General features: G+C 55.8%; 25 protein-coding genes and 1 riboswitch. Of the genes, 12 read left to right on the top strand and 13 right to left on the bottom strand.

The genetic code is table 11. The features are described 5' to 3' along the window. Positions 1-5: 5 nt before the first annotated feature. The 5 genes from rpsD (at position 6) to ACUN8H_RS11735 (ending at position 4,812) form a co-directional block, all read left to right on the top strand. Positions 6-626 (top strand): 30S ribosomal protein S4, encoded by a 621-nt coding sequence (gene rpsD, locus ACUN8H_RS11715; protein WP_290699868.1) that lies wholly within the window; start codon positions 6-8, stop codon positions 624-626. Positions 627-724: 98 nt separating this feature from the next. After that, entirely contained in the window at positions 725-1,720 is a 996-nt protein-coding gene (locus ACUN8H_RS11720) for a DNA-directed RNA polymerase subunit alpha (RefSeq protein WP_113269833.1), read from the top strand. A gap of 39 nt (positions 1,721-1,759) precedes the next feature. Then, complete coding sequence (gene rplQ / locus ACUN8H_RS11725) at positions 1,760-2,146, top strand: 50S ribosomal protein L17 (protein ID WP_008959150.1); 387 nt, start codon at positions 1,760-1,762, stop codon at positions 2,144-2,146. Positions 2,147-2,408: 262 nt separating this feature from the next. Next, the gene (locus ACUN8H_RS11730) at positions 2,409-3,803 is read left to right on the top strand and encodes an SPOR domain-containing protein (protein WP_445532278.1); all 1,395 of its coding nucleotides are present in this window, start codon (positions 2,409-2,411) and stop codon (positions 3,801-3,803) included. A 133-nt stretch (positions 3,804-3,936) separates the two neighbouring features. Next, positions 3,937-4,812 carry a DMT family transporter gene (locus ACUN8H_RS11735; RefSeq protein WP_445532279.1) on the top strand — a complete coding sequence of 292 codons (876 nt, stop codon included), beginning with the start codon at positions 3,937-3,939 and terminating at the stop codon, positions 4,810-4,812. A gap of 8 nt (positions 4,813-4,820) precedes the next feature. Here ACUN8H_RS11735 and ACUN8H_RS11740 read toward each other — a convergent pair whose 3' ends face one another. The 5 genes from ACUN8H_RS11740 to thiM all read right to left on the bottom strand — a co-directional run bounded on the left by ACUN8H_RS11740 (position 4,821) and on the right by thiM (position 8,454). Next, positions 4,821-5,558: a DODA-type extradiol aromatic ring-opening family dioxygenase gene (locus ACUN8H_RS11740; protein WP_445532280.1), complete on the bottom strand. Its 738-nt coding sequence runs from the start codon at positions 5,556-5,558 to the stop codon at positions 4,821-4,823. A 57-nt stretch (positions 5,559-5,615) separates the two neighbouring features. Next, positions 5,616-6,035 carry a DoxX family protein gene (locus ACUN8H_RS11745; RefSeq protein WP_445532281.1) on the bottom strand — a complete coding sequence of 140 codons (420 nt, stop codon included), beginning with the start codon at positions 6,033-6,035 and terminating at the stop codon, positions 5,616-5,618. 79 nt (positions 6,036-6,114) lie between these two features. Then, the gene (locus tag ACUN8H_RS11750) at positions 6,115-7,035 is read right to left on the bottom strand and encodes a LysR family transcriptional regulator (RefSeq protein WP_445532282.1); all 921 of its coding nucleotides are present in this window, start codon (positions 7,033-7,035) and stop codon (positions 6,115-6,117) included. Next, the gene (gene thiE, locus ACUN8H_RS11755) at positions 7,032-7,655 is read right to left on the bottom strand and encodes a thiamine phosphate synthase (protein WP_445532283.1); all 624 of its coding nucleotides are present in this window, start codon (positions 7,653-7,655) and stop codon (positions 7,032-7,034) included. The genes ACUN8H_RS11750 and thiE overlap by 4 nt, the downstream gene beginning before the upstream one ends. Next, the gene (gene thiM / locus ACUN8H_RS11760; RefSeq protein WP_445532284.1) at positions 7,645-8,454 is read right to left on the bottom strand and encodes a hydroxyethylthiazole kinase; all 810 of its coding nucleotides are present in this window, start codon (positions 8,452-8,454) and stop codon (positions 7,645-7,647) included. The genes thiE and thiM overlap by 11 nt, the downstream gene beginning before the upstream one ends. Before the next feature lie 23 nt (positions 8,455-8,477). Next, positions 8,478-8,576: riboswitch (TPP riboswitch) on the bottom strand. Between the two features lie 127 nt (positions 8,577-8,703). Here thiM and gloA point away from each other — a divergent pair. Continuing rightward, positions 8,704-9,240 (top strand): lactoylglutathione lyase, encoded by a 537-nt coding sequence (gloA, locus tag ACUN8H_RS11765; protein ID WP_445532285.1) that lies wholly within the window; start codon positions 8,704-8,706, stop codon positions 9,238-9,240. Positions 9,241-9,249: 9 nt separating this feature from the next. Beyond that, complete coding sequence (locus ACUN8H_RS11770) at positions 9,250-9,618, top strand: DUF6164 family protein (protein ID WP_445532286.1); 369 nt, start codon at positions 9,250-9,252, stop codon at positions 9,616-9,618. A gap of 14 nt (positions 9,619-9,632) precedes the next feature. Here ACUN8H_RS11770 and ACUN8H_RS11775 read toward each other — a convergent pair whose 3' ends face one another. Further along, positions 9,633-10,298 (bottom strand): cupin domain-containing protein, encoded by a 666-nt coding sequence (locus tag ACUN8H_RS11775; protein ID WP_445532287.1) that lies wholly within the window; start codon positions 10,296-10,298, stop codon positions 9,633-9,635. A gap of 170 nt (positions 10,299-10,468) precedes the next feature. Beyond that, positions 10,469-11,641 (bottom strand): class C beta-lactamase, encoded by a 1,173-nt coding sequence (gene ampC / locus ACUN8H_RS11780; protein ID WP_445532288.1) that lies wholly within the window; start codon positions 11,639-11,641, stop codon positions 10,469-10,471. 138 nt (positions 11,642-11,779) lie between these two features. On the opposite strand from ampC, the gene ACUN8H_RS11785 reads away from it, so the two are divergent. Continuing rightward, positions 11,780-12,655 (top strand): LysR family transcriptional regulator, encoded by an 876-nt coding sequence (locus ACUN8H_RS11785; protein ID WP_445532289.1) that lies wholly within the window; start codon positions 11,780-11,782, stop codon positions 12,653-12,655. Positions 12,656-12,710: 55 nt separating this feature from the next. Here ACUN8H_RS11785 and ACUN8H_RS11790 read toward each other — a convergent pair whose 3' ends face one another. The 5 genes from ACUN8H_RS11790 to ACUN8H_RS11810 all read right to left on the bottom strand — a co-directional run bounded on the left by ACUN8H_RS11790 (position 12,711) and on the right by ACUN8H_RS11810 (position 16,367). Continuing rightward, the gene (locus ACUN8H_RS11790; RefSeq protein WP_445532290.1) at positions 12,711-13,748 is read right to left on the bottom strand and encodes a metal ABC transporter solute-binding protein, Zn/Mn family; all 1,038 of its coding nucleotides are present in this window, start codon (positions 13,746-13,748) and stop codon (positions 12,711-12,713) included. Positions 13,749-13,779: 31 nt separating this feature from the next. Then, on the bottom strand, positions 13,780-14,670 hold the full coding sequence (locus ACUN8H_RS11795; RefSeq protein ID WP_445532291.1) for a metal ABC transporter permease: 891 nt from the start codon (positions 14,668-14,670) through the stop codon (positions 13,780-13,782). Beyond that, positions 14,654-15,388: a metal ABC transporter ATP-binding protein gene (locus tag ACUN8H_RS11800; RefSeq protein WP_445532292.1), complete on the bottom strand. Its 735-nt coding sequence runs from the start codon at positions 15,386-15,388 to the stop codon at positions 14,654-14,656. The genes ACUN8H_RS11795 and ACUN8H_RS11800 overlap by 17 nt, the downstream gene beginning before the upstream one ends. Further along, the gene (locus ACUN8H_RS11805; RefSeq protein WP_290699917.1) at positions 15,385-15,534 is read right to left on the bottom strand and encodes a hypothetical protein; all 150 of its coding nucleotides are present in this window, start codon (positions 15,532-15,534) and stop codon (positions 15,385-15,387) included. The genes ACUN8H_RS11800 and ACUN8H_RS11805 overlap by 4 nt, the downstream gene beginning before the upstream one ends. A 161-nt stretch (positions 15,535-15,695) precedes the next feature. Then, positions 15,696-16,367, bottom strand: a complete 672-nt coding sequence (locus ACUN8H_RS11810; RefSeq protein ID WP_445532293.1) for a hypothetical protein — start codon at positions 16,365-16,367, stop codon at positions 15,696-15,698. Positions 16,368-16,494: 127 nt separating this feature from the next. Between ACUN8H_RS11810 and cas3 the strand changes: the two genes are divergently transcribed. Further along, entirely contained in the window at positions 16,495-19,203 is a 2,709-nt protein-coding gene (cas3, locus tag ACUN8H_RS11815) for a CRISPR-associated helicase Cas3' (protein ID WP_445532294.1), read from the top strand. A gap of 5 nt (positions 19,204-19,208) precedes the next feature. On the opposite strand, the gene ACUN8H_RS11820 is transcribed toward cas3, so the two are convergent. Continuing rightward, positions 19,209-19,640 (bottom strand): DUF29 domain-containing protein, encoded by a 432-nt coding sequence (locus tag ACUN8H_RS11820; RefSeq protein WP_445532295.1) that lies wholly within the window; start codon positions 19,638-19,640, stop codon positions 19,209-19,211. A 394-nt stretch (positions 19,641-20,034) separates the two neighbouring features. Here ACUN8H_RS11820 and casA point away from each other — a divergent pair, with 394 nt between their 5' ends. Genes casA through cas7e form a run of 3 tightly spaced genes read left to right on the top strand, consistent with a single transcriptional unit; the run spans position 20,035 to position 23,555 of the window. Then, on the top strand, positions 20,035-21,738 hold the full coding sequence (gene casA / locus ACUN8H_RS11825) for a type I-E CRISPR-associated protein Cse1/CasA (protein ID WP_445532296.1): 1,704 nt from the start codon (positions 20,035-20,037) through the stop codon (positions 21,736-21,738). Then, positions 21,738-22,403, top strand: coding sequence for a type I-E CRISPR-associated protein Cse2/CasB (casB, locus tag ACUN8H_RS11830; RefSeq protein ID WP_445532297.1), 666 nt, complete (start codon positions 21,738-21,740; stop codon positions 22,401-22,403). Before casA ends, casB begins: the two co-directional genes overlap by 1 nt. 60 nt (positions 22,404-22,463) lie before the next feature. Continuing rightward, positions 22,464-23,555: a type I-E CRISPR-associated protein Cas7/Cse4/CasC gene (gene cas7e / locus ACUN8H_RS11835; RefSeq protein ID WP_445532298.1), complete on the top strand. Its 1,092-nt coding sequence runs from the start codon at positions 22,464-22,466 to the stop codon at positions 23,553-23,555.

The raw sequence follows: 23,555 nt of genomic DNA on the forward strand, positions 1-23,555 counted from the left end.
GATTCATGGCTCGTTATATTGGACCGAAGTGCAAACTGTCTCGTCGTGAAGGCACAGACCTCTTTTTGAAGAGCGGTGTGACTCCCTTCGAGAAAAAGTGTAAATCCGAGCAGATCCCGGGTGTACACGGCCAACGTCGTCAACGTCTTTCAGACTACGGCTTGCAGCTTCGCGAGAAGCAAAAAGTACGTCGCATGTATGGCGTACTCGAAAAACAATTCCGTAACTACTACAAAGAAGCCGCTCGCCTGAAAGGCGCGACTGGTGAAGTATTGTTACAGTTGCTCGAATCCCGACTGGATAATGTCGTCTACCGCATGGGCTTCGGCTCGACTCGCTCTGAAGCGCGTCAGCTGGTCAGCCACAAGGCGATTTCCGTGAACGGCCGCACCGTTAACGTAGCTTCCTACCAAGTGAAGCCGGGTGACGTTGTTTCCATTCGCGAAAAGGCGAAAAACCAAGCACGTATTCAAAGCGCGTTGTCCATTGCGGCCAACCGTGGCGATATCGCTTGGATCGAAATCGACGCCAAGAAGATGGAAGGCACTTTCAAGGCTCTGCCTGAACGCGGTGACCTGACTGCCGACATCAACGAAAACCTGATCGTCGAGCTGTACTCCAAGTAAGCAGTTTTCTGTTTCTTGTCAATCTGGTGTGGGTATAACGCCCGCGCCAGATCGTACCGAGTACCAAGTATCCGTTTGGCAGCCTGAAAGGTGTTCATATGCAGCGTTCAGTGACAGAGTTTCTTCGTCCTCGCGACATCAAGGTCGAAGAAATCAGCGCACATCACGCCAAAATCGTGCTCGAACCGTTCGAGCGTGGCTTTGGTCACACCCTGGGGAATGCACTGCGTCGCATTCTGCTTTCGTCTATGCCCGGCTGTGCCGTGGTAGAGGCTGAAATTGCCGGCGTTGAGCATGAATACAGTGCGCTCGAAGGGGTGCAGGAAGATGTCATTGAAATCCTCCTGAACTTGAAAGATGTTGCGATCAAGATGCACAGCCGCGATGAGGCGGTGCTCACGCTGAACAAGCAGGGCCCAGCCGTCGTCACCGCTGGCGACATTGCGCTTGATCATAGCGTCGAAATCGTCAACCCGGACCACATCATTGCCCATGTCAATGAAGGTGCCGAGCTGAAAATTCAGCTTAAGGTAGCGCTGGGTCGTGGCTACGAACCGGCTGACGCGCGCGGCTCTGATGAAGAGTCACGTGCCATTGGCCGCCTGCAGCTGGATGCCACCTTCAGCCCTGTCCGCCGTGTTTCCTACTCGGTTGAAGCCGCTCGTGTTGAGCAGCGCACCGACCTCGATAAGTTGATTATCGATCTGGAAACCGACGGTACCCTGGATCCGGAAGAGGCTATCCGTCGCAGTGCGACCATCCTGCAAGAGCAGCTGGCCGCCTTCGTCGACCTGGAAGCTGATAAAGAACAGGAAGTCGAAGAGGAAGAGGATCATGTCGATCCAATTCTATTGCGCCCCGTAGACGATCTTGAGTTGACCGTTCGCAGCGCGAACTGCCTAAAAGCCGAGAATATTTACTACATCGGTGATCTTATCCAGCGCACAGAAGTTGAGCTGTTGAAGACCCCGAATCTCGGTAAAAAGTCTTTGAATGAAATCAAAGATGTATTGGCGGCTCGCGGCTTGTCCCTTGGCATGCGGTTGGAAAATTGGCCACCGGCAAGCCTGAAGGACGACAAAGCCTCCGCGTGAGCGTCGACTTGAGTCCCAGTTTGGTAAGGAATTACAACCATGCGTCATCGTAAGAGTGGTCGTCATCTGAATCGCACCAGCTCGCATCGTCAGGCCATGTTCAAGAACATGTCTGTCTCGCTGGTCGAGCATGAAGTCATCAAGACAACCCTGCCGAAAGCCAAGGAGTTGCGTCGCGTTATCGAGCCGCTGATCACCTTGTCTAAGCAGGATAGCGTTGCAAACCGTCGTTTGGCGTTTGCCCGCACGCGCTCTAAAGAAGCCGTCGGCAAACTGTTCAACGAATTAGGTCCGCGTTATGCCGAGCGTCCGGGCGGTTACGTCCGTATTCTCAAGTGCGGTTTCCGCACCGGCGACAACGCACCTATGGCGTTCGTTGAGTTAGTTGACCGTCCGGTTGTTGAAGAAGCCGCTGCAGAAGAGTAATTCTCTGCGCTAGGTTTCTTTAGTAGCGATCGAAAACCGACCTCTCAGAGGTCGGTTTTTTTTGGATTGTATATTTATCTTTTTCTCAAACGCATTTAGCTTTGTTTTTCTAACCCGTACACCGTATATACTCAGCTGATGACGGTCCTTACTAGGCCGTGTAGTGCAGAGTACGTAAAGCCTTGCGTTGCACCTTGAGTGTGGCATGGTAGTGAGGCAATGGATCAAGTCACAGCGCGTTGATAACAAGCAAGGGGCAGGTATGTATGCGAGGGTAAAACAGCTCACCGCTGGCAGTGTGGCAGCGTTTTGGTCACTGAGTGTCGTCTGGCTGATCATGCTGGTGGTTATGTCCAGCGCTCACGCAGACAACCCGCGCTATGCAGGCATTGTGGTCGACTTGGATAATGGCGAAGTGCTCTATGCTGAAAATATCGATGACCAGCGTTATCCCGCCTCGCTCACCAAAATGATGACGCTGTATTTAACCTTTGAAGCGCTGGAAGCGGGAACGCTGCGCCTCGACGAGCCGCTGCCCGTTTCTCAATACGCTGCCGCTAAGCCCGCCGTTAAACTCTGGTTGGCGGCGGGTAGTTCTATTCCCGTCGATACGGCAATACGTGCGCTAGCGGTGCGTTCAGCCAATGATGTCGCCGCTGTCGTCGCCGAAGCATTGGGGGGCACGGAAGCACGTTTTGCGCAAATGATGACTACGAAGGCGCGCGAGTTAGGCATGCACGCGACCACCTTTCGCAATGCGTCAGGCTTGCCAGATGATGGCCAGATCACCACGGCGCGAGATATGCTGACCCTCTCGGTACGCGTGATGCAGGATTTTCCGCAGTACTATCACTACTTTGGCCTGCAAGAATTCACCTATCGTGGTACACGGCACACCAGCCACAATCGCTTAGTGCGTGACTATCCCGGTGCCGATGGGTTGAAAACCGGTTTTATCCGCGCATCCGGCTTTAACGTAGCGACGACCGCTATGCGTGGTAATCGACGTTTGGTCGGGGTGGTCATGGGTGGTTTTTCATCCCAGTCGCGTGATACTCATATGGCCAACTTGTTAGACCGCAGTTTCCTGCGTGCGTCGCTGCGTGATCAGCGCAGCTGGATGGCGGATACCAACTTTTCGCAAGAATTCATGGCGTTTGCACCTCCCGCTCAGCCGATAGCTCCGCCAACGCCTGAGCCGCGTCAGCCGCTGCTGGCGGTAGTGGAGACCACCACGCTTTCACCTTCACCGGACTCAAACGCGTCAGCGCCTGCCGTGGACCTTGAAGAGCAGTTGGCCGATATCACCAGTATGCAGCGCCCCCCCGCGGTAAATGACACAGCGCAGCAGCCTGACCCTTTACGGGCTTTTATTGAGCGCGAGCGCCAGCTTGCTTCAGTCTCTGAAGCGGGTGGTGGCTGGGGAGTACAAGTGGGTGCCTTTAGTCAGGAAGCCCAGGCACGGCAATTGGCGCAGCAGGCAGCCCAGCGTATTGCGCAAAATTTAGGCGGGCGTGTGGCGGTGGACACTGTCGAAGGCCTGAACCCGGTTTACCGTGCCCGTTTAGTGGCTTTGGATGAGCAGCGCGCTCGCCAGGCGTGTCGGGAACTACACTCGCAGGGTATGGACTGTATGGTCGTTAATGCCAGCCTTTAAGTGGCTATCGCAAGCACTGCCTAAATGGCGACCCTTCATGCTGGCTCACCTCACCCCGCCCTTTGTTACTGGCGGGGTTTTTGCTTTTAGCCCATTGATGACGATTAAATAACAATCCAATAAGGAGATCGCGGTGACCACCTCGCTGAAAGGCATACTTTGTATGTGTCTGGGTGTTCTATTTCTTGCCTTGGGGGATGCTGTTTCAAAGTGGCTGGGTGAAACACATTCGCCGCTGCAGATTATTTTCTTTCGTGCCTTGGTTTCGCTGCCGATGATTGCACTACTTGCGCATTTTGCGGGTGGTTTACGCAAGCTACGCACGAAGCGCCCAGGCGTCCATTTTCTGCGCGGATTAATCTATACCGCCACGATGGTCTGTTTCGTTTGGGGGCTAACACTGCTACCGCTCGCAGAAGCCACCGCAATCGCCTTCGTGGCACCGCTGTTTGTCACGCTTCTGTCGGTGCCTTTATTGGGTGAGCGTATCGATCCTCCGGTGCTAATTGCCTCGTTAGTCGGGTTTGTGGGCGTGCTGATTGTGGTTCGGCCTAACGGCGATGCATTTCAAGTCGGCGCTTTGGTGCTGGTGGGGGCGGCGCTTTTTTATGCCTTGATGATGATTACCGCACGCCGCTACGGTGCCCAGGAGCATTTATGGGCCATGCTGTTTTATATGACCTTTGTGCCATTAGTGGTGACCGGGTTGACGCTGCCATGGGTATGGCAAACTCCCCAGCCGTGGCACTGGGTTGGGTTTTTCACCTCCGGTATCTTCGGTGTGGCGGCGACCGCCTTCATTACCCTGGCCTTTCGCTACGCGCCTGCCGCCATTGCTGCGCCGTTCGACTATACCGCCATGCTCTGGGCAGTGCTCTTGGGCTGGTGGTTCTGGGGTGAAATGCCGGATATCTGGGTGTGGGTCGGTAGCGCCTTGATCATGGGCAGCGGGCTAGCGGTGGCGTATCACGATCGGCGTACTACCTTGAAGCGCCGCCCCACCGCCTAGCAGAATGCTTAAGCAAACTGGTAAATATCCATTGCCAGCACGCCGTGTTCAACGCTGTAGTGGAGTTGACTAGCATGACCGCCCGCGCCCATCGCGATCAGTAAAGGTTGAAAGTGCTCCGGCGTGGGGTGATTTTTCTGCGCGCTAGGGGCGTTTTCCCAATGTAGCAACGCCTCACGGTCATTGGCGACCAAGTGATCGTGCACCCAGCGCGCAAACACATCTACCCAGCCGGGCATGTCGCTATCTGGTGCCATCAGCTCATATAAATTATGGGTCAGGCTGCCCGAGCCGATCACCAATATCCCCTCGTCGCGAAGTGCCGACAGCCGTTCACCGAGTGCCGTAAGCGCCGCATTGCTCCAGCGCACCGGCAACGATAAAGAAACGACGGGTACATTAGCATCAGGAAACATTAACGAGAGCGGCACCCAAACGCCATGGTCGAAGCCACGCTCTACCGGTTTGGCGCCCAGCAGCACGTCCAGCCGCTCCGCCAGTTCAGGATCGCCAGGCGCGGCATACTGCATATCGAAAAGCGCCTGCGGAAACCCACCAAAATCGTGAATCGTTTCTGGTTCGACGCTGCTACTGACCAGTAACTCGTCGCTCTCCCAGTGGGCCGAAACCACTACCACCGCTTTAGGTGAGAGTTGACTGCCGAGTTCACGCAGAAACCTATGGGCGGATGTTTTATTCAGTGCCAGCATGGGTGAACCATGGGAAATAAATAGACTAGGTAACATGGGTAGCTCTCCACGGCAGTACCGGCGCTTGCGGTGAAGCAAGCGCCGGTGATGAGGTTAGGCGTAGCGACGGTTTAATACCCAGTGACCACTTCCCAGGCCCGCTTGCGCAATGAGGGCCAGCGTCCAGAACACGGGAAACTCCCAACCGCCCCCTGTATTCGAGAACATCCAGCCGTTACCCAAATGCACCCAGGCGGCGCCCAGCAGCACCGGCACCAATGCCAGGCTTACCCAGCGGGTATATACGCCGAGCAGAAGGGCGATCCCGCCACCCACTTCAGCCGCAATAGTGAGGTACGCCACAAACCCTGGTAAGCCGAGTGATTCAAAATAGCCGACCGTGCCCGGCAGGGTAAATACCAACACTTTGAGCAAACCGTGAGCGAGGGCCATAACGCCCAGACTGATGCGCAGAAGCGTAATAGCATAAGGCTGTAGAGAGGGAGTGGCCGTAAGTGATGATTGAGTTGTCATGGGAGGAGCTTCCATCTGTGTGGTTGATGAAGCTACTTTACCGACGGGCCAGCGTGAGATAATCAGCGCGTTATGCACATCACTGTTGCGCAATAGGCGACAATCCGATCGCCTGTTCCCAGATAGGGGGATCTCCCCACGCCTCGGTAAGCAGATCGATAAAGCGCTCCACCTTGGCGGGCAGGTAGCGCCGGGCAGGGTAGAGCGCGTGAACGTCGAGTCGCACCGCAGGCTCGTTGGTTAAAATCGGCACTAACCGCCCGCTGGCGATACTCTCCGTGACCAGAAAGCTGGGCTGTTGGGCGATGCCTAAGCCCGCTTCCGCGGCTTGGGTCAGCACATCACCATTATTGCTCTCAAGTGGGCCATTGACCGCTAATGACTGCGTTGCAATTTGCCAGTCAGCGCTCTGCTGACCACTACGATAGCGCAGGCAGCAGTGCTCATTAAGCGCGCTAACACTGCCGGGTTCGCCGTGGGTGGAAAGATATTCAGGGGAGGCACAAAACAGCAAACGGCAGCGAGTCAGGCGGCGTGCCACCAGGCTGGAATCGGGCAGGCTGCCGATACGGATCGCCACGTCATAACCCTCTTCCAGTAGATCAACGCGACGGTCATTAAGATCCAGGCGCACGTCAAGCGCTGGGTGGGCCAGCATAAATTGGGTAACGAGTGGCGCTAAGTAGCGGGTACCAAAACTCATGGGCCCATTGACGCGTAAACGGCCGCGCACGTCGCTGGTGCCTTGGCCAACTTCAGCAGCGGCTTCATCAAGCGCTTGCAGCACGCCCTGGGCACGCATTAAGTAGCGCTCTCCTGCCTCTGTGAGATGGAGACGACGCGTAGTGCGCTGTATCAGGCGAGCCCCAAGTGCTTCCTCCAATGCCATAACTTGACGAGACACGCGGGTACGCGACAGATCGAGTGCCTCAGCCGCCCGGGTATAGCTACCCAGCTCGGCCACCCGCACGAACGCCACGATATGCTCTAATTGGTTCATGACGCCGCAGCGACCTGAAAGGCGAGTGCTGCCTGTCGAGGGTCGGGCTGGCCACAGATCGCGGAAATCACGGCAATACCGTTCGCTCCCGCCCGCTGAACGCTAATGGCATGCGCCGCTTTCAACCCGCCAATCGCTACGCTGGGCAGGGGGCAGGCGTTGACCAATGACGCTAAGCCGCCAAAGCCAATCGGCTGGGCGTGATCCTGTTTGCTGCCAGTCGCAAACACGGGCCCAATACCCACGTAATCGAGTAACGCCATAGGAGCCGCTTGGAGCTGAGAAAGGGTATTGATCGACAGGCCAATAATCGCCTGTTCACCTAGCACTCGTCGGGCTTCCTCAACAGCGGCATCACTCTGACCGACATGCAGACCATCTGCTTGGCTCTCTAGCGCTACCTGTAACCGGTCATTAATGATCAGTGGCACCCCGGTGCCTGCCAGCACTGCTTTTAGCCGCTTGGCTTGAGCAATCATCTGTTCATCGCTGGCACGCTTATCACGTAGCTGCACGATGGTCACACCGCCGCTTACCGCTGCTTCTACCGTCTGCTCTAGGCCATAAGCGTCGCAAAGCGCAGCGTCGGTCACCAAATAAAGCGATAGGTCAAACGGCATGGCGTGACTCCAACTGGGTATGAGCAGTGAGGTCGTCAGGGGTTAGTTGATAAAGCGCATCCAGCAGAGCGACTTGAAAACTGCCTGGGCCCTGCGCCGTTTTACCCGCCTGCTCGCCAGCAACGGCAAAGCAGCCGAGCGCAGCGGCGGTAGCTTCCAGCGGCGCGTCACGGTTAGCCGCTACAAACGCGGTGACCAGCGCGCTAAGACCGCAGCCTAACGTTGTTACCTGGGGCATTAAGGGGTGGCCACCGTTAATACGGTAGTGCTGTGTGCCATTCGTCACCCAGTCGCTTTCGCCGGTCATCGCGACAATGCAGCCGTGTTGTTGCGCCAGTGCTATCGCTGCGTCGATGGCTTGGTCGGAGGCGGCGGTCGAGTCCACGCCGCGGCCTTGGCTGGCTAACCCATTGAGCGCCAGGATTTCAGAGGCATTGCCGCGAATCACGCTAGGCTTTAACGCGAGTAACCGCGTACACAGCGATTGACGATAGCGGGTCGCGCCAACGGCGACAGGATCTAACACCCAGGGAATCGAGTGCTGGCCAGCACTGTCCGCGGCGGTCAGCATTGCGTCAGCCCAGTGGGCAGAGATGGTGCCAATATTGATCGAGAGCCCGGCAGAAATAGCGGTGAACTCAGCCACTTCCTCTGGCGCATGCACCATGGCGGGTGACGCACCAGTGGCTAGCAGCAGATTGGCCGTACTGTTCATGGCGACATAATTGGTCATGCAATGGACTAACGGTGTCGCTGTGCGTAGCGTCGAAAGATAATCGCCAAGCGGAGGTAGGGTCATAGCATCCTCCCGGCGGGGAGGTGGTAAGCGGTACCACGACTCCCTACGCCGGTGTTATCCGGTTCAGGTTCAAAGGGTTCTTCTCAGCTCGCCAATAACGGCGAGCGCCCCTGCCGAACGATTACTATCCATGGCTGCGTTGACCCTGTAAAGCCCAGGGTGAGGGAGGTAGGTGGAAATAGGGCGCCTCAACCCCCACGTTAAGTGGTATAAGCAGTTAACGATCCACATCAGCGACAGGAGAGCATGATGAGTTTTCAAGGTGAGCAGCATCCTGGTGTCGTCGATACGCCCCCGCAAACCCAAGGATTCCGTTTAAATCACACCATGTTGCGGGTGAAGGACCCCGAGCATGCCCTGGCGTTCTACTCCAAGGTATTTGGCATGCAGGTAATGCGGCGGCTGGATTTCGAAGAGATGCAGTTTTCGCTCTACTTCTTAGCCAACCTAGAGCCGAGCGATAACGTGCCACAAGATGCGCAAGCGCGTACCGCCTGGACCTTCAGTCAGAAAGGCCTGTTAGAGTTGACCCACAATTGGGGCACCGAAAACAAAGATGACTTCTCATATCACGATGGCAACGCGGAACCGCAAGGTTTTGGGCATATCTGCTTCAACGTGCCGGACTTAGCCGCGGCTCAAGCGTGGTTTGACCAGCACGACGTTACCTTCGTCAAGCGCGCAGACCAGGGCAAGATGCAAGACGTTATCTTCGTTAAAGACCCGGACGGTTACTGGATCGAAGTGATCCAAGCTGACTTGATGGTGGGAAAGAGCGATTCATGAGACCTAGCAATGGCTAAACTACTGTTCCGGCTACGCCATGTGACCGACGAAGAGGCCATGGAAGTGCGCGACCTGCTCGCTGCCCACGGCTTTGACACCTATGAAACCCAGGCGGGCTTTTTCCGCCTGGGGGTCGATGCCATCTGGCTGCGCAACCCACACCAGCACGATGCTGCCATTGCGGCGTTAAACGCCTACCAGGCGGAGCGCCTTGAGCGTGCCCAGCGTGAGCATCAAGCAGCGGTGGAACGGGGCGAGGCAGAAACCTTATGGCGCCGTTTGGCCGCTCACCCGCTGCAGGTAGTGCTAGTGCTGATAGCGGTGGGGCTGATTGCGGCCCTGACGCTGTTGCCGTTTCTGGGTTTGGCCCGCACCTGAGTCTAAGCCTAGCTTTAAGCGGGCGGCAGATGGCCGCGTTTAAGGTACATCATCACGCCATCGTCGCCCGCGGTTAATGCCGGTGCGGCGCCGCTGGGGTAGCGGCACCAAGTGCCCGCCGTGTAGCTCTGCTCGCTATCGCTCAGCGTGCCTTCCAGAATTAAAAACTCCAAACCGCCCAGCAGCGTGGGGTAAGCAATAGAAGTGCCTGCCGACCACCGTTCCAGGCTGGTGCGCTCCTGCTTGTAGGTATGCAGCATTTTGTAGGCAATGCGCGGGCGCCGGTCGGGCTGCCAGGGAAGCCGGTGGGCAGGCACGGCAAGCTGAAGCGTATCGTTAGGGTCAAACTGATGTAGCTTGACGAAAATCAGCGCGCCCTCTTCGCCAATCTGCGGGGTATGGCCAGTGCCGATGGGGTTCCGAAGGTAGCTGCCCGCTGCGTAGCGCCCATGCTCATCGGCGAATACCCCTTCCAATACCAGGATTTCTTCGCCGCCGCCGTGAGTATGCCGCTCAAACTGCGTGTTGGGCGCGTAGCGGACAAGGCTGGTAGCGCGGGCCACTTCATCACCAATGCGGTCAAACATCATGCGCTCGACGCCAGCACTGGGGGAATCGACCCACTGATACGCTTCCGGGGTAACACAGGCAAAGTGGCTAAAATCGGCGTTTAGACGCATGGGAAAGGACTCTTCGCAGTGAAGGTAAAGTAACGGGGAGGGGTGCTAGTCTCCATATCGACAGCGAAAAATGCAACTTTCGGTCTGTTTCAAGGGCCATTTAGCATAAAAATGCCGCCTGAAGGCGGCAACGCTTAATGCTGCTTAAGAAAATGTCTACCTAGTCTTGCTTATCGGGCGCTGGTGAGTGCGGTAAGGAGGTGGTGTGCCGTTTCGATGCGCGCCTGATTCGGGTAATTGCGGTTAGCTAGCAGTACAATGCCGATTTGCTCGCTGGGCACGAAGGCCACATAACCGCCAAAGCCATTGGTAGCGCCCGTCTTGTTATAGAGCGCCTCCTGTCTGGGGGATCGCGGCGGGGTTAATCGGTTGGCGGGGTTGGGCTCCAAAATCATCTCAAGCGAGTTGCCTGCCAGTAACTGATCGAGTGCCACCGGGTAGGCATAGCTTTCCCAGCCCAGTCCTTGGGTCATATTGCCGACCTCAAAATACCCCGTGCGCGTAGCGGACAAGGCTTGGCTTAGTGACTCATCAATCTCAGCCAGCCCCATATGCGCTTCTACAAATCTCAGCACGTCGGCGGCCGTTGATTTCACACCATAGGCTTGGGCATCCAGCATGCCGGGGCTTACCCGAATGGGCTCATCCTCTTTAGAGTAACCGTAGGCGTAGTGCGCTTGCTGCTGTTCAGGCACCTGAAAGTAGCTCTGCTCAAGCCCGAGCGGTGCGAACAGCTTCTCCTCCATCAGCGTGTCATACGGTTTGCCAAAGCGTTGGGCGGTTAGGTAACCCAGCAAACCTATGCTGGGGTTAGAATAGAGCCGATGACTACCAGGGGCGGACTCAGGCTGCCACTGGCGATAGTAGTCAAGCATCTGCTCTTCACTTTGAACCGCGTCGGGGAACTGCAGTGGCAGCTCGCCTGCGGTGTAGGTACCCAGTTCCAGTAGCGTGATCTCATCGAAAGCACTGCCTTCCAAGGCCGGCAGGTACTGGCTAGCTGGGTCGGAAAGCACGAGGTCACCTCTCGACTGTGCATAACCAGCGAGAGCCGCCGTGAATATCTTGCTGATAGAGCCGAGTTCGAACAGCGTCTCATCGGTGACCGGAAGCCCCGCTGCTTGATTGGCTAGGCCATAATTAAAGTAGTGCTGCTGTCCATCGATACTCAAGGCAATCGACATCCCCGGAATGCGGTGTTCCTCCATGAGCGGGGCGATAGTCTTATCCACCAACGCCTCAATGGCTTCGCTATCCGCTGTTTCAAGCGCCCAGGCAGTGCTGCCGATCAGCAGTGAGCCTGTCATGATAATACCGATGTTTACTGCTAAAATCTTACGCATACCAAAGTCCTGTGGTGGGTGACGGCTAAGCGTATCGCCAGCCGTGAATAGCGTGACAGGCGTTAACATAAGGCGCGCTGTTAGGATTCACAAACAGCAAATTTTTGCACTAGGTATTAGAAAAATTTGGGGGTCAACGTGGTGCTTCCCTACCTGCCGCTGAAGGCGCTGCGCGCCTTTGAAGCATCGGCCAGGCATTTGAGCTTTACCCGTGCGGCAGAAGAGCTTCACGTTACCCAGGCGGCGGTCAGCCATCAGGTTAAGTTGCTCGAAACACAGCTGAAGGTACCGCTGTTCACGCGCCTGCCGCGCGGGTTAATGCTTACCCAGGAGGGGGAACGGCTGTTGCCGGTACTCAATAGCGCCTTCGATCAGATAGCGCACACGCTGGAACGGGTGGGCGAGAACAGCTACCGCGAAGTGCTCAATGTGGGAGTGGTGGGAACGTTTGCCGTTGGCTGGCTATTACCACGATTGGATGATTTTCAGCACCACTACCCGTTTATTGATTTGCGCCTTTCTACCCATAATAACCGCGCCGAGATGGCCGCTGACGGGCTCGATTTTGCGATCCGCTTCGGCGCCGGTGCTTGGCACGGCACGGCGGCACAGCCGCTGCTGCCGGCATCGCTTTCGGTCATGTGCACACCCACTATCGCTGCGCGGCTCAAAGCGCCTATCGATGTCGTGGGAGAAACCTGGCTGCGCTCTTATCGCGCCGAGGAGTGGACCGAGTGGCTCTTGGCGGCAGGGTTGCCCCGTAGCGTTCCAATGACCAAGAGCATTGTGTTTGACTCTTCCATCGCCATGGTGGAAGCGGCCATGCAAGGCACGGGCCTTGCATTGGCGCCGCCCCTGATGTTCTCAAGGCAACTGAACAGCGGTGCGCTGGTACAACCTTTCGACACCGCTGTCAGCCTGGGAGGCTATTGGCTAACGCGGCTGCAGACACGCCCCGAAACCCACGCCATGGCCTCTTTTCGCGAGTGGCTGCTCACGGCTATCAATCGTTGATTCGCCAATAGCGGAGCAGCACGCGGGCAGATAACAATGGGATGATGAAAGGGACTTAGTGGCTATGCTCACTGTGGTCATGGTCGTCGTGACCATGCTCTCCATGGCCAGCCTCTTCATGCCCAGGCTGGGCCAATGCATCGTGCAGCACCTGCGCGTTGTGGCGCATCATGCCTAGGTAGGTGCTTGCCTCGCCTTCGCTGGCCAAGGCATCGGCGTAGAGCGTGCCTGCAATCGGTAGTCCGGTCTCTTCGGCCAACTGAGTGATGATCGACTGGTTGGTCATGTTCTCGTGAAACAGCGCTTCCACGTTCTCTTGCTCAATGACATCCACCAGCGCTGCCATGCTGGCGCCGCTGGGGTCGGCTTCGGTGGAAAGCCCTACCGGGGAGAGGAAGTTCACGCCATAGGCGCTTGAGAAATAGCCAAACGAGTCATGGCCGGTAATCACGCTGGTGGAAGCCGGAATCTCTTCAATCAGCGCACGAATGTCAGCATCTACCTCGGCCATTTCCTGTAAGTACTGCTCAGCATTGGCGCGGTAAGCATCTTCATTGTCGGCATCGGCGGCGATTAAGCCATCGCGGATATTGGCCACATAGACCTTGGCCTGCTGCATATCATGCCAGGCGTGTGGGTCTTCATTACCGTGGTCATGACCGGTGTGCTCATCGGCATGGTCGCCGTGTCCTTCATGCCCGTGTCCTTCATGCCCATGTTCGTCATGTCCGGCGAAAGCGAGCGGCTCGACGCCGTCGGTCGCGGTGACCAACGCGCCTGAATAGTCGCTGGCGCTAATCAAACGCTCCATCCAGCCTTCAAACAACAGGCCGTTAAAGACCACTAAATCTGCATTCGCCAGTGAGCGTGCATCGCCAGGGCTGGGCGAATAAACATGGGCATCGCCATCGGCGGCGACCAGCGAGGTTACCACGACATGCTCGCCGCCTACGTTTTCCACCATATCCGCCAGGATCGAAAAACTGGTAACGACCTGAACTCGCTCATCGGCGATAGCGGCCGGCAGCGCCAGCAGGGCAGAAACGCCGACCAACCTGCGCGACGGGCGAGAGGATAAATAGGCAAGCGACATACAGTATTCCTTACGGTAAGTAGAAAGGCGATTAAGGCCCTTGTTCTGCGGCCAACGGCGTAGTTTTACGCCGCAGCTTGGCGGCCAAGCTGTGGTAGCGGCCAAACAGGGCCGAAAAAAGATAACCGAACCCAGCCAACAGAATAATGCTGGGGCCTGAAGGGATATCCAGATGGAAAGAGAGCAGCAGGCCACCGGTACTCGATACCATCGCCAGCACAATCGCGATGCCGATCAAGCCTTCCAGACGTTTACTCCAAAAGCGTGCCGAGGTAGCGGGCAGCATCATTAAGCCCACCGCCATGAGTGTGCCCAGGGTTTGAAAACCGGCGGTTAGATTCAGCACCAGTAGCCCTAAAAACACGCTGTGCACCCAACCACTGCGGCGGCTTTGGCCGCGTAAAAACAGCGGGTCCAAGCACTCCACCACCAGGGCGCGAAACACCACCGCGAGCGTCAACACAATCAGCGTACTGATCCCGGCAATCAGCAGCAGCGCGGTGGAGTTGATCGCCAGAATCGAGCCAAACAGCACGTGGGTGAGATCGACACTGCTGCCCCCCAACGAAATCAACATCACGCCAGCGGCCAGCGAAATAATAAAAAAGCTTGCCATGGCGGCATCCTCGCGCTGACCGCCCATTTTAGAGACTGCCCCCGCCAGCAGCGCGACCATTAAGCCAAACAGCACCCCGCCAATGCTCATAATCGGCAGCGAAAACCCTGCCAGCAAAAAGCCTAACGCGACGCCGGGCAGAATCGCATGGGCCATGGCGTCGCCAATCAGGCTCATGCCGCGCAGCACCAAAAACACCCCTAGCGGTGGGGCGGCCAACGAAAGCGCTAACCCCCCCACCACCGCGCGGCGCATAAAGCCGTAGTCGAACGGGCTGACAAACCACGCATTAAGCAGATCCAGCATGCCGCCCTCCCATCGTAAACGGCACTACCTGCGCGGGCGCCTGTTGCTGCGTCAGCGCGCTGGGCGCAACCCAGCGGCCATGGCCGCCGTTAAGCATCAGCACTTCATCGGCCAGGCGGCGTAAATGATCCATATCGTGCAGCACGACAATGATCGTTGCGCCGTCATCCGCCATCTGGCGCAGAATGCGGATCAAAATATCCACGGTCTCGCTATCCACATTGGCGAACGGTTCATCCAGCAGGAGCAGCTCGGCTTCCTGCATGAGCGTGCGGCCAATCAGTGCCCGCTGGCGCTGGCCACCGGAAAGCTCGCCCAGCGGGCGGTGGGCCAAATGGGAAATGCCCAGCCGCGCCATGATTTCACGGCCCTTGCGGTAGTGCCCCGCACAGTAACCGGTTAACGCGCCGTGGCTGGGCCAACTGCCGGTCATGACCAGCTCTTCCACGCTCATCGGAAAAGTCAGGTCTAACGCCAACTGCTGAGGCAGCCACGCCCGGCGCTCTTTCGCTACCGTGCAAACCACTTCGCCGCTAATCGGCCGCAGTTCGCCCATGATCGCCTGGATCAATGTGCTTTTACCGGCACCATTCGCGCCAATCAGGGCGGTGATCGCTCCCGGCTGAAAGTCACCTTCGAGATTTTCCAGCACCGTGCGGCGCGCCTGCGCCAGATGCAGGTTATGCAACTGGCAGCGAGATACAGAGCGCTGACTCATCCCAACCACCCGCTAGCCCACACCACTAATCCCCATAGCGCCAATAGCGGCATGGCCACAAACAGCAGCCGTTTAACCGCGGATAGCGACATTAACGAGAAGTGGCAGGGGCCCTCTTTGTTATGCCGATGCGTATGCTCACTCATCAAGTGGCCTCGTATAATTTCAAATAGGTTATAACATAACGTTTGGCAGTGCCAAAAAATTGCTGAATATTTTACGCGTTAAAGCCGAGCAGGCAAAGATAAAGCGCTGGCAGCAAACCGCCGCCATCGCTTTAGAGGAGAACCAGAGGGGAAGGCGTGAATCAGTAACGCCAGGTAGCGCCCAACTGCTGTGGCCCCACGTTAAGTGCATATTCACCAGGAATAGTAATCGGCCCCAGCGATAGATTGGCGGGTTGGAAGCGGTTAATCGCAGACGATGCCTGATTTGGCTGGGTCCAAATTTGTAACTCATTGACCAGCATGCCGGTAGCAAAATTGATTGCGCCATCGCTTTCCCGGCCATCGGCCGCAATCACCGCGCCCGCCACGCCATTCACCACCAAAGAGCCCACGCGAGCACCCCAACCGCGCCGTTCATGCTCTGCTTGCGCGAGCTGCAATCCCAGCGCCTGCACGCCACTTAAATCTCCGCTGGCTTTCAAACGCTCATATTCGGCTAAAGCCGCCGGGTGCGGCTGGCGATCCATGAACATGCCGCCCAACGCCAGGGCGGATTTCACCACACCCACCCGCGCGTCAAAACGGTCATCCTCGTCGCTCGCCTCACTCGATTGGTAAGCATTCACCGCCAGGCTAGTGCCGTAAATGCCGGTCCAGCCCCACTGCCAAATATTGGCATGGCGCGCGCCGTCCTCAAACACATCGTCATATTCACCCCACTGCCCGTTGGTTTGCGCCTGGGCGTGTAGCGCCACAGGCAGAGTGATCACCAGCGTAGTCACCAAAGCAGTGAGAAGACGAAAAGGATGCATGAGAAGCGCCTATATAAGGGGAATGGTAGCGCTAAGCGTAGCACGCAAATCACAGAAGGTGAGGGTGGGTTCAGGTTGAGCGAAATAGAACTAAGGTGAATAGCGTTGCAGGGCGAAGAATGGTTAGATGGATGCCTTAGGGCGTTGTGGAGAAGTGTCGGTGGCTTACTATCACTACTGGGGCAAAGCGCAATCAAAGGGAGGCGCTGTAGAGTGTCATCTATTGCCATATCACAGCTTAGATGTAGCTGCTGTGGGTTGGTTACTGCTTTCACCTGATAGACCGCTAACGCAACGCCTAGCAGCGCAGCTAGACCTTGAGCCGGAAGCGTTACGTAAGCTGTTGGTTTTTTGGTTGGGGCTGCACGATATTGGAAAATTTGCGCGATCTTTTCAGGGGCTTTTTCAACCAACCTCAAATTTGGCTTTAGTCCCTCCCGTTGCGCAATATATTTATAAAGAGCGCCATGACCGCTTAGGTGCAGTGGTTTGGGGGGCCAAATGGCTAGATTGGTGTCAAGACGGCACCTTGCATTGGCCTGGTGAACTGAGCCGCGCTACATGCAAAGCGCTTCGCGCGGCCTTCCCCGTTATAAGCGCCCCTTTCTTTGGCCATCATGGCCAGCCAGTAAGCGCAGGCAATATCGACATAGAGATGTTTTTTTGTCGTGATGAATACGCAGATGATATTGAAGCAACCCGTCAGTTCATCGCTGATTGGGCCAACGTCGTTCCACCAGAGTGGCCTATCGAGCAGCTATTTTCTGAAGAATGGGTTTATGCCCTAAAGACGCTCAGCTGGACAATCGCCGGGTGGGCAACGTTAAGTGACTGGCTAGGCTCGAACCAGGATCATTTCCCCTATCTTCAAGAGAAGCTTCCACTCACCGATTATTGGCAAATTGCGTTACACAATGCTGAGAAAGCATTGGAAGAAACAGTGTTTAACAAGGTTTCCGAACCGTTGCCTTACGCAGGCATGGCCGACTGGTTTGGCAAACACTCCATCACGCCAACGCCTTTGCAGCATGCCGCCGAGACATTAGAGATCTCAGACGGGTCGCAGCTGTTTATCTTGGAAGATGTCACCGGGTCAGGAAAGACCGAGGCCGCCTGTATTCTGACGCAACGTCTATTAGCGGCAGGCCACGGCGACGGGCTCTATTTTGCACTGCCCACCATGGCCACCTCTAACGCCATGTTTTCACGGCTGGGAAATTTGCATCGGCGATTTTATACCGCTGACTCCTCCCCCTCTTTTGTCCTTGCCCACGGTGCGCGGGATTTAAACGACGATTTTATCGCCGCCGTTGCCGCGCCTCAGCCTGCTGATTTGGATTACACCGCCAGCGAACTATCGGCTACCAGTCGCTGCAACCAATGGCTAGCAGACTCGCGTAAAAAAGCGCTGCTGGCGGAAGTGGGTGTAGGCACCATTGATCAAGCCTTAATGGCCATTTTGCCGTTTCGCCACCAGTCAATGCGTTTATACGGGCTGGCGCGCAAGGTGCTTGTGATTGATGAGGTGCACGCCTACGACAATTACATGCAAACACTGCTCAGCCAACTGCTTGCCTACCATGCCCGCCAGGGCGGTAGCGCGATTCTGCTAACGGCCACGCTTCCCCGCACCATGCGCAGTGCCTTAATGGCTGCTTGGCAAACAGGACTTGGCCAGCCGACAACAAAACCACAAAAAGATGACTTTCCGTTACTGACTCATGTGAGCGAAGGGCAACCGTTGGAGTTGCCGCTGGGCTCGCGCAAAGAGGTGTCCAGGAGTGTTGAAGTCGCTTGGCTTAACGAAGAAGAACGGGCGATAGAGGCGGTGCTGGAAGCAGTGGAGGCCGGTGAGTGTATCGCCTGGGTGCGCAATACTGTTGATGATGCCATTCGTGCGTTCGAAGCCATTGCTGCCCGCCACCCTGATCCCGAGTGCTGCCTGCTGTTTCATAGCCGTTTTGCCATGGTGGATAGGCAGCGCATTGAGTCCCAGGTCATTGAGCGCTTGGGTAAAGACTCAACGCCTGAAATACGTAAAGGCCAGGTGTTGATCAGTACACAAGTTTTCCAAGAGTCTTTAGATTGCGATGCGGATGTGATGATCAGCGATATCGCACCCATTGATCTGCTTATCCAGCGGGCTGGGCGTTTACAACGCCATCAGCGTGGTGAGCGCTGCCTGCCGCGTCTGCTGGTGCTAGCGCCGCCTTGGGCAGATGAACCTGATGAACATTGGCTTAAGAAAACGCTGCCGGGCACTCAAGCTGTTTATCGCGATACCTCGTTAAGTTGGTTAACCCAGCGAGTATTGCGTCGCCTGGAAGCAATCCGTATGCCCGAAGAGGCGAGAGATCTTATTGAAAGTGTGTATGGTGCCGTATCTGAATATATTCCTGATGCTCTGCAAGCGGCGCGCTACGAACAAAAAGGAATGCAGAGAACGGCAGGCTCAATGGCAAACTTTAACGCACTCAACCTTGAAGAGGGCTATGTAAAAAGTGACCAGTGGCAGGAAGAGCAAGAAATAGGCACAAGGCTGATGGATGAGCCTACGGTCAATGTCGTGCTGCTTTCACTCACCGATGATAACGAGCTGGCGCTATGGGCGGGAGAGCGTCGCCATGCTGATATGCTCAGCCAAGTGAGGCTACGCCAAAGCCAGGCTGCCAAGTTGGCAACGCTTCCGAGCCGCTATGACAGCCAATGGCTTGCCCTTCAAGAGCGCTATAAAGCATTGAAGTACACCCAGCCTTGGCTGCCTGGTGATGACGCTGCTTGTGGTTATGATAACCAATGGGGAGTTAGGTTGGGCAGTAAGGAGCAAGTGCCATGAGGTGTTCAATGTTCGCTGGGTTGAAATCTCATGGCTTCTTCAAAGTTATACAGGCAATGCTCAGGGAACTCTTGGGGTTCCCGATCCGTTTCGATGGCCGCTGCTCGACGGGCGTCATCATAGGCCTCGTTCATCAGTTCAGGCAGCGATGCCTTCAAGCTAGGGTTGTCTTTCAGCAGGCGATTGACTTTGATTTGAGCATCTTGAATCGTCAACCGCCAACTGCGCGAGCGCCGTTCCGGTTGGTGATCCCATTTCAGCAGGTGTATCAGCAAACGGTTAAGTTGGTGAATCAAAGCGCGCCGCTCGCTTTTTCCCATGCTCTCAATCTCCTCGGCGAGATGCTCAAGATCCAATTTGTTCAGTTTTCCTGCCCGCAGCAGCTCCGCCTGTTCAAGCGCCCAGGCGTAGACATCCTGCTCGTAAAGAGTCGCCATGCTGCACCCCCAACCGCTGATTCACTTTATGAGTAGAGAGTGTAAACACACTGAACCCTTTGGTCATCAAGCAGATGTATCCCCGCAGGTGCGGGGAGCATGGGAGGGCTGCCTGTTCCGTCAGCCTAGTTTACGGTTCATCCCCATTAGTATGGGGAACGTCCACGGGGTTTATTTTGCACTGATCATGAGCTCATGCCTATAGTTTTCTTTTCACAACGTATGTTCGGTTAGCATTGTTTACTTAATGATTTTTTGGATTTATGTTTGATCTCAAAGTTGACAAAGGCGCATGTTTTAACGGCTTCAGTGCTCTGTAGAGGAAGTTTGGGATAGCTGTTCCTTTTGAAGCTAATTAAGCGAATTGCTCACATGCTGGACAGGAGGTAAGAGTATGAACTTGATCGGTGGCGACTATTGGTTGCCGTTTCTCCATCGCAGCGGCGAGGTGAAATACCGCCCTCCTTCAGCGCTAGTTGACCCTGATGTAATTAACCTCGCTCTGCCACGAGCAGACTTCCAAGGGGCAGCCTACCAGTTCCTTATAAGCCTGCTGCAAACCGCACTACCGCCGAAAACTCACGACGATTGGCTTGATTTGCTAATGGTGCCTCTCAGTGTTGACGCGTTGGATAAAGCGTTTGCGCCTTTCAGTAGTGCTTTTGAGCTGGATGGCCACGGTCCTCGCTTTATGCAGGATCTCGATCCGCTGGACGATGTAAAAAACGCCACCGTCAGCGGTTTGTTAATTGATGCCCCCGGGGCTAACGGCATCAAAAACAATACCGACTTTTTCGTCAAGCGCGGCCGTGTTGAGGTGATGTGTGACGCCTGTGCGGCGATAGCACTCTACACCATGCAAATCAACGCGCCTGCGGGCGGTGCTGGTATCCGTGTGGGCCTGCGTGGTGGTGGCCCGCTGACCACACTGGCCATGCCTGAGTTATCCACAGCCAGCTTGTGGGAGCGGCTGTGGCTGAACGTCATTACCCAGAAAGAAGCGACTCAGAAAGGACAGCAGTGGTCGACACCGCATCCAGAAGAGCCTTCGCTCTTTTTCTGGATGGCTAATACACGGGTAAGCGATAAAAAAGGCACGGAAGTGCTGCCTGCAGACACCCACCCTTTACACGCTTACTGGTCAATGCCGCGTCGGTTCCGGCTGCTATTTGAAGAAGCAGGTGAATGCCCTTGTGATATTTGCGGACGAAAAACGCAGCGGGTAGTGCGCGAATTGCGCGCTAAAAAGCAGGGGGCCAACTACGATGGCCCATGGCTACACCCGTTAACACCCTACCGACGCGACCCTAAAAAACCCAATGAGTTACCGCTTTCCAGTAAGGGGCAGCCGGGTGGGCTGGGCTACAGGCACTGGTCGGGTTTTGTTCTTAATGACGAGGACAACAGCGGCGCGATAGCGGCAGCAGTTTTAAAGAGCTACTTCGATAAACAAAACGTGGTAAGGCAGGAACGTCGCTTTGATAAAGATATTCCGGAGCTGCTGAAAGAGGCGCGTCTTTGGGTGTTTGGCTACGACATGGACAATATGAAGCCGCGTGGTTGGTACAGCGTCGAAATGCCCCTGGTGGAAATTTCCCCAGGCCAGCAGGAGAGGCTTCGCGCCTGGGTTTACCAGGTGACCGAACTTTCACGCAATATCGCCTGGATGGTACGCACCCAGGTGAAAAATGCCTGGTTCTCGCGGCCATCGGATGTCAAGGGCGATATGAGCGCCATTGATAACCAATTTTACGATGCAACCCAGCCTGAGTTTTTTAAAGCGCTGCTAGCCCTTCAGCAGGTGCTGCAACAAGACTCGCCGCCTCCGCATATTCCTCCCGACATTGCTGAGCGCTGGTACTTCGCCCTTAAGCGTGAAGCCATGCGCGTATTCGAAGAATTGGCCCTAAGCGGCGCCCAGGAAAGCATGGATCTTGAACGTGCCACCGCTGCCCACCGGCAGCTGCGAAGCTTTCTTGGCGGTAAGAGCAAAGGTAGCAAAGTGGTGAGTGACTTTATCCAACAGGGTGGTTTTGACCCCTCCGCGAAGGCCAAGCGTAATGCGGCCTCTGCTGCAACAACGACAGGAGACGTCTGATGAGTGATATGGAGACGCCGGAAACAATCGAAAAAGAAGATATGTTGACCGAGTCGGAGAAAAAAGCGCTCGTTGCTTTGAAACGGGATGAAGCCGCCGCTTTACGTCGTTGGTGGCAGCGGTTGACGCTACCGCCACAGGTTTTGAAAGCATTGACCCCTCAGCCACCACTGCCCCGTGGTGTACGAGCGGTACTGCGCCGCTGTGATAGCGCGGAGGCCGCAATGTTAACCCAAGGTTTTCGTGAGCTTTGGGCGATGCTGCCAGAGGCGACGAAGCAAACAGATTACCGCGATGAAAAGCTACAAGTGTGGTCATGCATCGCGCTAATAGCCGCAGAGTTGCGCGAAGAAAAGAAGGGCGCATCGTTAGCCTTACGCCTTGGCCAACAAAAAGAGCAAACCGGTAAACCGCTGATGAGCGAGCTGCGTTTTCAGCAACTTCTTTCCTGCCCTACGCCTGAAGAGTTTATCCAGCGCTTACGCCGGGCGCTGGCGCTTGCGGATAAGAAGGATGTCAGTGTCGTGCTGCTGGCAAGTGTTATCTCGCTCTGGTGGCGTGAGCATCGTGGGCGTTTATCTGCCAAGCCTACCCAGCGGCTGGGATTTGTCCTGGCGAATGACTATTTCGCGGCAACGTCACGCTATAGCCACCGCGGCGACTGACTTTTACGACTGACGATCAACCTTTCTTGCTTCATATAGAAATCACTAACGGAGTTATCCATGAGTCACTTTATTCAACTGCATCTGCTGACTTCTTATCCGCCTGCCAACCTGAACCGTGATGATTTAGGCCGCCCCAAAACTGCCTTGATGGGTGGTGCTAAGCGTCTACGCGTTTCGTCACAAAGCCTTAAGCGCACTTGGCGTACTTCTACGCTCTTTGAAGAAGCACTGGCTGGGCATGTTGGCACTCGCACCAAACGCCTAGGCTCTGAAGCTTATAAAGCACTGAAAGAAAAAGGGCTTGATGAAAAAATTGCAGCGGTCAGCGCAGAAAAAATAGCCGGTGTGTTTGGTAAATTGCGTAAAGTAGAAAAAGGCGAAGCCAAAGAATTTGAGATTGAGCAGCTAGTGCACGTTGGCTTGGAAGAGCGCCAGGCTATCAGCGCTTTGGTGGAAACGCTGGTGGCAGAGACGCGTGAACCAAACGATGATGAATTAAAACTCTTACGCCACAAACCTGCCGCCGCCGATGTGGCACTGTTTGGCCGTATGCTGGCTGCCGTCCCTGAGTATAACGTCGATGCCGCTTGCCAAGTTGCCCACGCGATTACCGTGCACGCTGCCGAAGTAGAAGATGATTACTTTACTGCTGTCGATGACTTAAACAATGGCGATGAAGACCGAGGTGCGGCACATATCGGTGAATCTGGTTTTGGGGCTGGGCTGTTCTATTTGTATATCTGCATTGACCGCCAACAGTTGGTTGAGAACCTGCAAGGCAACAGTGAACTAGCCGACCAGGCAATTGCTGCATTGGTCGAAGCTGCGGCGAAAACGTCGCCCAAAGGCAAGCAAAATAGCTTTGGTTCCCGTGCCCATGCGAGCTACGTGCTGGCTGAAAAAGGCAACCAGCAGCCGCGCTCACTCTCCACCGCTTATCTGCGCCCGATCGCGGGGCAAGATCAAGCACTCGATGCTATTAAGCGTATTGAAGAGCAGGCTAGCGCGTTTGATAGCGCCTATGACGCAGGCGCTGACAGTCGCTTTGTCACCAGCGCCGAGACCGGCTATGAAGAACCGCAGCTAAAAGGCAATGTTAAAAAAGGCAGCCTTACAGAACTGATCGCGTTCTTAAAAGCCGACCAGTAA

This window comes from Vreelandella sp. V005 (assembly GCF_052645115.1).

Excerpts from the sequence above, each read along its gene's own strand:
- rpsD (WP_290699868.1), top strand. The coding sequence starts at position 6 with ATGGCTCGTTATATTGGACCGAAGTGCAAACTGTCTCGTCGTGAAGGC.
- ACUN8H_RS11720 (WP_113269833.1), top strand. The coding sequence starts at position 725 with ATGCAGCGTTCAGTGACAGAGTTTCTTCGTCCTCGCGACATCAAGGTC.
- rplQ (WP_008959150.1), top strand. The coding sequence starts at position 1,760 with ATGCGTCATCGTAAGAGTGGTCGTCATCTGAATCGCACCAGCTCGCAT.
- ACUN8H_RS11730 (WP_445532278.1), top strand. The coding sequence starts at position 2,409 with ATGTATGCGAGGGTAAAACAGCTCACCGCTGGCAGTGTGGCAGCGTTT.
- ACUN8H_RS11740 (WP_445532280.1), bottom strand. The coding sequence starts at position 5,558 with ATGTTACCTAGTCTATTTATTTCCCATGGTTCACCCATGCTGGCACTG.
- ACUN8H_RS11745 (WP_445532281.1), bottom strand. The coding sequence starts at position 6,035 with ATGACAACTCAATCATCACTTACGGCCACTCCCTCTCTACAGCCTTAT.
- ACUN8H_RS11750 (WP_445532282.1), bottom strand. The coding sequence starts at position 7,035 with ATGAACCAATTAGAGCATATCGTGGCGTTCGTGCGGGTGGCCGAGCTG.
- thiE (WP_445532283.1), bottom strand. The coding sequence starts at position 7,655 with ATGCCGTTTGACCTATCGCTTTATTTGGTGACCGACGCTGCGCTTTGC.
- thiM (WP_445532284.1), bottom strand. The coding sequence starts at position 8,454 with ATGACCCTACCTCCGCTTGGCGATTATCTTTCGACGCTACGCACAGCG.
- gloA (WP_445532285.1), top strand. The coding sequence starts at position 8,704 with ATGAGTTTTCAAGGTGAGCAGCATCCTGGTGTCGTCGATACGCCCCCG.
- ACUN8H_RS11770 (WP_445532286.1), top strand. The coding sequence starts at position 9,250 with ATGGCTAAACTACTGTTCCGGCTACGCCATGTGACCGACGAAGAGGCC.
- ACUN8H_RS11775 (WP_445532287.1), bottom strand. The coding sequence starts at position 10,298 with ATGCGTCTAAACGCCGATTTTAGCCACTTTGCCTGTGTTACCCCGGAA.
- ampC (WP_445532288.1), bottom strand. The coding sequence starts at position 11,641 with ATGCGTAAGATTTTAGCAGTAAACATCGGTATTATCATGACAGGCTCA.
- ACUN8H_RS11790 (WP_445532290.1), bottom strand. The coding sequence starts at position 13,748 with ATGTCGCTTGCCTATTTATCCTCTCGCCCGTCGCGCAGGTTGGTCGGC.
- ACUN8H_RS11795 (WP_445532291.1), bottom strand. The coding sequence starts at position 14,670 with ATGCTGGATCTGCTTAATGCGTGGTTTGTCAGCCCGTTCGACTACGGC.
- ACUN8H_RS11800 (WP_445532292.1), bottom strand. The coding sequence starts at position 15,388 with ATGAGTCAGCGCTCTGTATCTCGCTGCCAGTTGCATAACCTGCATCTG.
- ACUN8H_RS11805 (WP_290699917.1), bottom strand. The coding sequence starts at position 15,534 with ATGAGTGAGCATACGCATCGGCATAACAAAGAGGGCCCCTGCCACTTC.
- ACUN8H_RS11810 (WP_445532293.1), bottom strand. The coding sequence starts at position 16,367 with ATGCATCCTTTTCGTCTTCTCACTGCTTTGGTGACTACGCTGGTGATC.
- cas3 (WP_445532294.1), top strand. The coding sequence starts at position 16,495 with ATGGATGCCTTAGGGCGTTGTGGAGAAGTGTCGGTGGCTTACTATCAC.
- ACUN8H_RS11820 (WP_445532295.1), bottom strand. The coding sequence starts at position 19,640 with ATGGCGACTCTTTACGAGCAGGATGTCTACGCCTGGGCGCTTGAACAG.
- casA (WP_445532296.1), top strand. The coding sequence starts at position 20,035 with ATGAACTTGATCGGTGGCGACTATTGGTTGCCGTTTCTCCATCGCAGC.
- casB (WP_445532297.1), top strand. The coding sequence starts at position 21,738 with ATGAGTGATATGGAGACGCCGGAAACAATCGAAAAAGAAGATATGTTG.
- cas7e (WP_445532298.1), top strand. The coding sequence starts at position 22,464 with ATGAGTCACTTTATTCAACTGCATCTGCTGACTTCTTATCCGCCTGCC.